Origin of the sequence: Proteiniclasticum sp. (genome assembly GCF_032054185.1) — a bacterium.
In the GTDB taxonomy this organism is placed as follows: Bacteria; Bacillota; Clostridia; order Clostridiales; family Clostridiaceae; genus Proteiniclasticum.
Map to the genome: position 1 here is coordinate 1 of NZ_DAMBTF010000046.1, position 7,208 is coordinate 7,208.

Below are 7,208 nucleotides of genomic sequence, written 5' to 3' on the forward strand. Positions count from 1 at the left end.
AAGTATCGGTGGACTCCAAAGAGATATCAGTGGAATCATATGAGTGAAATAATCATAATGACCGCTTACGACTATAAGATGATTTCTGTATTGAACAGGAGTCATCTTTTTTAGTCTCACTGGTATCAGAAATTGTTGTAGTAATCCATGGGTCTGTGTTAAATTTCGGACAGAATGTTAAGATAGACAAAAAGACCGAAAAGAGTAGAGTGCCATGTCTGGAAAGAGGCAAAGATATGATGATGAATTCAAGAAAAATGCGTTAAAGACTCTCCTGGAACAAAAAGAATACATCGGAGATTCTCCAGAGTGGGTAAAGTAAGTGATAACGCCTATAGTGAAAGATTCATTTTAATAATATAATTCACTGAAGGATATAAAACAAGAATTACCTCTTTAAGAAAATCGGGTCTGCATTTAATTAAAGTGTTAATGCTTTCCTATAATTGTAAATGGTAAAGTAAAAATACAAGAAATGGCAATCGGAAATACAAAAAAGTAATTGCCAGTACAACCACAATTAAATATCCTTTTACTTAGGCGAATGCTTAGAAGGGGTAAAGTGATCAGAAAGACAGTTTCTATAGCAACGAGTTTCTGTTCAGGAATGAAATCAACGTTTAAACAAGTTATCATATCTGCTCGTATATGTTAAAATATTTACGGATGAGTATGACAAGAGGGGGGAATTAATGACTCCAAAGATGTATTGAAGGGAACTATTTAAGCAAAAAAGTGGTTTGACCTCTGTTGCATCTAGTAAGTTGGCGTGGCATACAAAGAATGCAGCGTATATTCCAAGAATGTTTCCCCTGTAAGATAAATAACATGAATCATGGAGATGGATTATGATAGAAGATAGACATCATAAGATGCTGAGCAGCTTTGAAAAAGACGAGCTCATTGTAATTATTCAGCAGATGGCAAATTCCAGCTGTGAGGCTGAAGAGAGTCTGATTCAATACTTTGACAATCAGCAAGGAAAACAAAGCAGGAAATCCAATGTTGAGATACAGCTGAACACTCACTGGGGAAGGATATACCCTAAAATCAGTAAGGCAAACAGAAAAGGTGGCTGCAGTGAAAAAGACGAAGCTCTGGTTACTGATGAGGTAGATTATATAGAAAAGTTACTTAGCTCAGTGAAGTCTTGTTCATGGAAACAGAGAAGAGTTATTTTGGATAATCTGTTGGAGCAAGTGGTCATAGACAACAGTCCGTTTACGGAGCTTCTGGTGGATTTGTCGGTCTCTCTTTGTCAGAAGAAGGAAGAACACCTATATAGAGCGGACTTCTTTCTGAAAAATGCGAATGCCTATTATAAAAAATATGGTGAAAGGATATACAAAGAGTTTGGAAAAGATTGAAGATATTTAATAATTGGTTATTGGTCTTTAGATGTAAGCTCTTAGAAAGACTGCAATAGATTGAAATATAAGCCATATATCCAGGAAAAGGGGAATAGAAAATATGAATAATGAACTGATCCAGTACATCATTGCACTTAGCAACCTTTATGGCATGGTCCATAAAAGAAAGGTTCTGGAAATCTATAATCAGCAGAATACCGATAAAATAACAATAAAAGATATAGAACTTCTCCAGGAAAATATCCCCGGAGAAGTAGATGATGCGTGGATTGAAGTCCATAAAGGGTACTTCGTCAGCAGCGTCATATTAGAACATCATGAATTTCTCTATTACCTTAGGGAAAAGGAAAACAAACCCTACTATGTACCAAAGAAGGTAAAACTTCTTAATTATGCTGATGGGTTTTATTGGGAGAAGAACCAGGAATACTATAGAGTAGTTAGTCACCTCAAGAAGTACTTTAGCAAGGATTCGGAGAAAGCTGTGGACATAGCAGGAGATGTTCAGCTACTTTGTCAGTTTGATTATAAGCTGAATCAGATTCTGGATCGAATGGAACAAATGGGTGTGGTTTTCAAAAATGATGTTGATATACAGAAAACACTTAATCTTGTTGTTCAACTTAAAAACAATACAAGGATCTGGGAAAATAACGGATATTCACCCAATGAGTTGAGAGAGATTTTGGACTTAAAGATGAAAGAGCCAGTACCGGCCTTGTCCGTAGCTTACCCCGGAAAAAGCAGCATCAGCTGTAAACTGGAATGATGAAATTCTCAACACATTCGACTACAACTATTCTAACGGTGCCATAGAGCGAACCAACAGAGTAATAAAGCAATCCAAGAATATCGCCTTCGGGTTTCTCAATCTTCCGAGGGCAACCAAACTTATCCAATACCGTATGAATTAAACAGGTGGAATTTCTTCCACCCACTAAATTGACAAAGAACCAAAATATATAACAAGTGACTTCCATGAAAGTTATCCAAGGTTACTAAATTTATGTAGGTCGAATCTAAACCAATTCATCAAACAGGATTAATGATATACCTGATGCTTCTTTAAGCGTTCAGCACATTATTCTTCTTTAACCAGTATGAGGAAAGTATAATAAATCAGATAGAATAAATCAATAAGAATCCATGGTAGAATTTTTAATCTCTGCTATGGGTTTCTTAAGATTATAGCCATATTAATGAATAAGGAACAGCCAATAGCAAATTATAGTACATCAGAAATCAATTAGTGCTTTCTCATCAAAGGCTATGCATTAAGCAACAACAAATATCTGCTTATGGAATTCGATGAGGCAACCTTGGTTCCCAAGGGCCCTCAAAAACTGCTTAAGAAATATTCCGTATATTCCCTGCTGATACTGGACGAGTGGCTGCTCGAAGAAATGGCCGATGATGAGTAGCATTTCCTGTTTGAACTGATTGAACGTAGACATAATCTCACCTCTACCATCTTCTCCACTCAGTTCCGAACTTAGGACTAGCATAGGAGTTTAGGTAGAAGCGTCCATGCGGATGCGATTATGGACAGAATAATCCACAATGAGGTATTCATCGAGACCGGGTCACTGAATATGAGAGAGTTCTTTTCGGTCAGAAAACACTAGCCGGACTCCAACTGGACACTAGCGGACTTCAATGGAATGATACCGGTACTGATATTTGATTTTACCGGTATCGTTCCTGTGAAATAATCAGCGTACTCACTGCTCATTTACAAGTGTAATATTCAATAATAATATATCCATTGATAATCATATAATAATTGTGGTAAAATATGGGAGTATGCATGTTGTAAACGTATTTTCTTATAATTATTAAATATGCTTATATAATCGTGAAAATGAGGTAATCGATGTTAATTTATATAGTCGCAGCGATAGTGTATGGCAAGTTCAAGGGGTACAAAGTTAAACCTATTCTCAAAGACTATTCCTTATATCCATTAGCAATAACTGAGATTTTATACATATTACTCCAGATTAATATTTTTTTAGGAAATTACAGATTTATCGGATATGCTTCGGTTTTCAAAGCGACATACCTGTATACACTGATTGTACCTATAATTGTCCATAAACTATACAGACAAGGATTCATTGGGTCTCTATTAATTATGACAGGTTCCATGCTAAATAAATTTGTGATGAGTCAGAATGGTGGGAAAATGCCTGTATACCCTACACTGTCAAAGTATACAGGATATTTCAGCGAGGTTCCTATTGGAACCATAGATCAGATACATGTATTAGGTAATGAGGCTACAAAATATAAGATATTAACGGACTATATTGATATAGGATACAGTATACTAAGCGTCGGTGATATTCTCATTCATGCATTCATTTTTATTGTGGTATACTACACGATTAAAGAAAGCAGTAATACAGACATAAAATATCCGATACAAGCAAGAAGGGATGGCAATAAATGGGAATTATAGAACTGTTCATTTTAAAATACATCTTAGGATTCATGCTGCAGAGCTTTGTTCTGGTACTTGGTGTTCATACATTCAATAAACAGAAGATCGTACTTAAAGAATATATTATGACTGCAGTTATTGTGGCATCAGTAAGCTATATTATGAAGTTTCTTCCTATAACTTTAGGCGTTCAGACAATCATGAATATGATTTTCATGTATCTTTTCTTTGTAACTTATCTAAAGATGCAGCCTTATATTACGATCCGTTCGACTGCCCTCTGTGTGGTGTTAATCCTGATCAGTGAAATGATCGTAACCGCCCTTACGGTATTGATTTTTGGGCAAGATCAATTCCGAACTATGATAAATGATGCATCAACTAAGCACTATATTGGTTCAATGGCAAATATAATTTTTGCAATAATCATCATGTTGTTCTATTTCAGGCTAAAAAGAAAGGGTGATTATCATAGAAGTATTAGCGAGCAAAATAGCTGATAGAATTGCATTGCAGCTAGGCCTTAATCATGAGAGACGTTCTGTAATAGCATACGGGATGACAGGATTTCTTCAAATCATCATGCTTTCGATTGTGATAGTGGTATTTGGAGTGATTTCAGATACTTTTTATGAGAGTGTAATCATCTTTGTTATTGTGGGTTTTATAAGAAAATCAACAGGAGGGGCGCATTCGGAAACTATAGCAGGGTGCAATACAATAAGTGTATTATCAGTCGCACTCTTAGCCCTCTCATCAAAATATTTATTGGACATTCAAATGGGGATCTATGCTAACTTAGGTATTACTTTAACGGTTTTCCTTATCGTATTTATCATATTTAATCGATATGTACCGGTTGATAGCCCCAATAAGCCTATTGTAACGGAAAAGAAAATTGCCAGGTTGAGAAAAGAGAGCTTCACGAAACTCTTATTCTTCTTTCTTTTAACAACTGGCGCTATTCTAATGACTAGTACTTATGAAGGATTTTTTAGTATTGCTGCAAGTATCCGAATTGCGGTAATATGGCAGACAATGACATTAACTAAACCAGGCACGTTGCTGATATCTAAACTGGATTCAGCGGTCAATAAAGTGTTGAACAGACTTACGATACTTAAGAACAATTTCTAAACCATCGCTTATAATTAACGTTATAAAATTTTGCATTCTAAAAGGAGGGATATAAATGAGAAAAAAGAACTTATTAACTCTAATGGCTGCTCTTGCGACTGTTATTGCAACAACTATGGCGACATCCGCTTGTTTCTTTTACATTTATCAGCCTGAAGAACCAGAATCACTAAGAGATAAGTAAAAAAGCGAAAAGACTTGTTGCAAAACAAGTCTTTTCAACATTCAACAGAGGAAAGCAGGAGATAAATTTGTGGAACGGAATTCCATCATTAAATAGCAGAAAAAGAGAACAGATTAGAATGATGTTTTTCACGGTAAAGATACTGGCGCTTTTCTTCAGCGCTATCCCAATACTAAATTACTTCAACCGAGAAAATCAAGAATACGATTTTATAAGTATTTACTATCTTGGCATTACAGTGAGTGCATTTAGTCTAGTCATGCTCTTTCTGTTGTTCATATATAATAAAAAAGATCATAATCAGCTCTATCTTGTTCTGGAGGTAGTCACTTTTGTAATTGTATTCATCATATCCATTTATGTCAGTGGTGCCAATCAGAGTGAGAATAAATATATATTTCTATTCATCATTATATCCTACACTATTGAGTATGGCATGAGAACAGGACTTTTTGTGTCCGGAATAGCTACAGCTGTAATTGCTTTTATGGACTTGTATCATGGAAATAATACATCAATCAATATCCAGTTTCAAAATGATCTGGCTTTATTTGCAATGTTTTTCCTGGTAGCCTGGACAATCGGACACTATGTCAGACTCGAACGGACGCATATACAGCAGCTTATTGACTTCGCGAATGTAGACGGCCTAACAGGTGCATTCAATCACAGATATTTTCATGAAGTCGTGGAAAGGCTTTTTGAAGAAAACAAGAAAAATCATACAAAGCTATCACTCATTATGCTGGATCTTGATTATTTCAAGAAATACAATGATATTTATGGTCACTCTCAGGGTGATGAACTGCTTAAAGAGATAACTTCAGTCCTAAGAGATAATCTTAGAGAAGGTGATATTCTATGCAGGTATGGTGGAGATGAGTTTTGTGTAATTCTACCAAGAACCGGTAAAGAAAAAGCAATAATCGTGGCTGATCGGTTAAGAGAAGCAGTTTGCCAATATGATTACAAAGGCAAAGAAAATCTCAATAATAAAATGCTCACAGCATCTATAGGAGTATCCACCTATAACAGTCAGATAGAAAGTTATAAGGATTTAATTGAGAACGCAGATATGGCTTTATACAGAGCGAAATTCCTTCGTAGAAACAAGGTTGAAGTCTATTCTTCCATATTTGACCATGTTTCGGAGAAAGATCCGAGTGGTAACCTTCTTGAAGACATGAAACCGCTGAAAACACTTATTACCGTCATTAACTCAAGAGATACCTATACTTTCAATCATGTTGAAAGAGTATTCAACTACTGCAGAATTGCTGCAGATCATATGATGCTGCCTGCTGAAGAAAAAAGACAGCTTCTGTATGGGGCATATCTGCATGATTTAGGCAAAATCAATACTTCCAAAGAGACACTGATCTCTAATACCAAGCTGTCAAACGAGCAGTGGGAAGAACTGAAAAAGCATCCGGTCGACAGCGCAGACATTGTCAGTCAGATCGATGGCTTCGATAAGATCGTACCGATTGTTCTACAGCATCATGAAAAGTATGATGGATCTGGGTATCCGCTTGGTCTGGCAGGAAATGATATCAACTACCTAGCCAGAATCCTTACAGTAGCTGACTCGTTTGATGCAATGACGAATCAGAGACCGTACCAGAAAACCAAAACCTTTGAGGAAGCCTTTGAAGAAATCGAAAGATGCAAAGCAACGCATTTTGATCCTGTTATAGCAGATCAGTTCATGGAAGCGCTGAAACAGGTTGGAATATCCTAACTTACAATGACAGATTCAGAATAAATACAGCCGCTCATTTTGCATGAATGTAAAATGAGCGGCTGTATTTTTGTGCACACGATAGGTTATTTAAATGATTTAGAAACTGCATGTATGGATCATGTAACTGGTCAGGTATTTCTGAACTTAAACAAGAGAAATTAAACGAATGCAAAATAGTGTTTTGAGAATCTAAAAGTATAGAATATAATCAGCTTAATAGATTATATTGAGAAGTTATGTAAGAATATTAGATAGAGTTTCGTTTAGATATTAGGTGTTAATGCTGAATTTAAATGTCTGAAAACTGACGGTGTCCAGTGTCCGCAAACT

8 protein-coding genes are annotated in these 7,208 nt (G+C 35.9%); all 8 read left to right on the plus strand.

The features are described from left to right. Nucleotides 1–848: 848 nt before the first annotated feature. The 8 genes from RTX25_RS14250 (at nt 849) to RTX25_RS14280 (ending at nt 6,875) form a co-directional block, all read left to right on the plus strand. Nucleotides 849–1,367, plus strand: coding sequence for a hypothetical protein (locus RTX25_RS14250; RefSeq protein ID WP_312654578.1), 519 nt, complete (start codon nt 849–851; stop codon nt 1,365–1,367). 103 nt (nt 1,368–1,470) lie between these two features. Then, nucleotides 1,471–2,139 carry a hypothetical protein gene (locus RTX25_RS14255; protein ID WP_312654579.1) on the plus strand — a complete coding sequence of 223 codons (669 nt, stop codon included), beginning with the start codon at nt 1,471–1,473 and terminating at the stop codon, nt 2,137–2,139. A gap of 4 nt (nt 2,140–2,143) precedes the next feature. After that, nucleotides 2,144–2,284 carry a transposase gene (locus RTX25_RS14655; RefSeq protein WP_397428564.1) on the plus strand — a complete coding sequence of 47 codons (141 nt, stop codon included), beginning with the start codon at nt 2,144–2,146 and terminating at the stop codon, nt 2,282–2,284. A gap of 959 nt (nt 2,285–3,243) precedes the next feature. Next, on the plus strand, nt 3,244–3,831 hold the full coding sequence (locus RTX25_RS14260; RefSeq protein ID WP_312654580.1) for a DUF5317 family protein: 588 nt from the start codon (nt 3,244–3,246) through the stop codon (nt 3,829–3,831). Continuing rightward, complete coding sequence (locus tag RTX25_RS14265) at nt 3,819–4,313, plus strand: hypothetical protein (RefSeq protein WP_312654581.1); 495 nt, start codon at nt 3,819–3,821, stop codon at nt 4,311–4,313. Before RTX25_RS14260 ends, RTX25_RS14265 begins: the two co-directional genes overlap by 13 nt. Next, nucleotides 4,276–4,950, plus strand: coding sequence for an accessory gene regulator B family protein (locus RTX25_RS14270; protein WP_312654582.1), 675 nt, complete (start codon nt 4,276–4,278; stop codon nt 4,948–4,950). Before RTX25_RS14265 ends, RTX25_RS14270 begins: the two co-directional genes overlap by 38 nt. Before the next feature lie 55 nt (nt 4,951–5,005). Then, the gene (locus RTX25_RS14275; RefSeq protein ID WP_312654583.1) at nt 5,006–5,134 is read left to right on the plus strand and encodes a cyclic lactone autoinducer peptide; all 129 of its coding nucleotides are present in this window, start codon (nt 5,006–5,008) and stop codon (nt 5,132–5,134) included. Nucleotides 5,135–5,201: 67 nt separating this feature from the next. Then, nucleotides 5,202–6,875 (plus strand): diguanylate cyclase, encoded by a 1,674-nt coding sequence (locus RTX25_RS14280; protein WP_312654584.1) that lies wholly within the window; start codon nt 5,202–5,204, stop codon nt 6,873–6,875. The last annotated feature ends 333 nt before the right edge of the window (nt 6,876–7,208 follow it).

Bases quoted from the DNA above. Each gene is read 5' to 3' on its own strand.
- RTX25_RS14250 (WP_312654578.1), top strand. From the start codon at position 849: ATGATAGAAGATAGACATCATAAGATGCTGAGCAGCTTTGAAAAAGAC.
- RTX25_RS14255 (WP_312654579.1), top strand. From the start codon at position 1,471: ATGAATAATGAACTGATCCAGTACATCATTGCACTTAGCAACCTTTAT.
- RTX25_RS14260 (WP_312654580.1), top strand. From the start codon at position 3,244: ATGTTAATTTATATAGTCGCAGCGATAGTGTATGGCAAGTTCAAGGGG.
- RTX25_RS14265 (WP_312654581.1), top strand. From the start codon at position 3,819: ATGGGAATTATAGAACTGTTCATTTTAAAATACATCTTAGGATTCATG.
- RTX25_RS14275 (WP_312654583.1), top strand. From the start codon at position 5,006: ATGAGAAAAAAGAACTTATTAACTCTAATGGCTGCTCTTGCGACTGTT.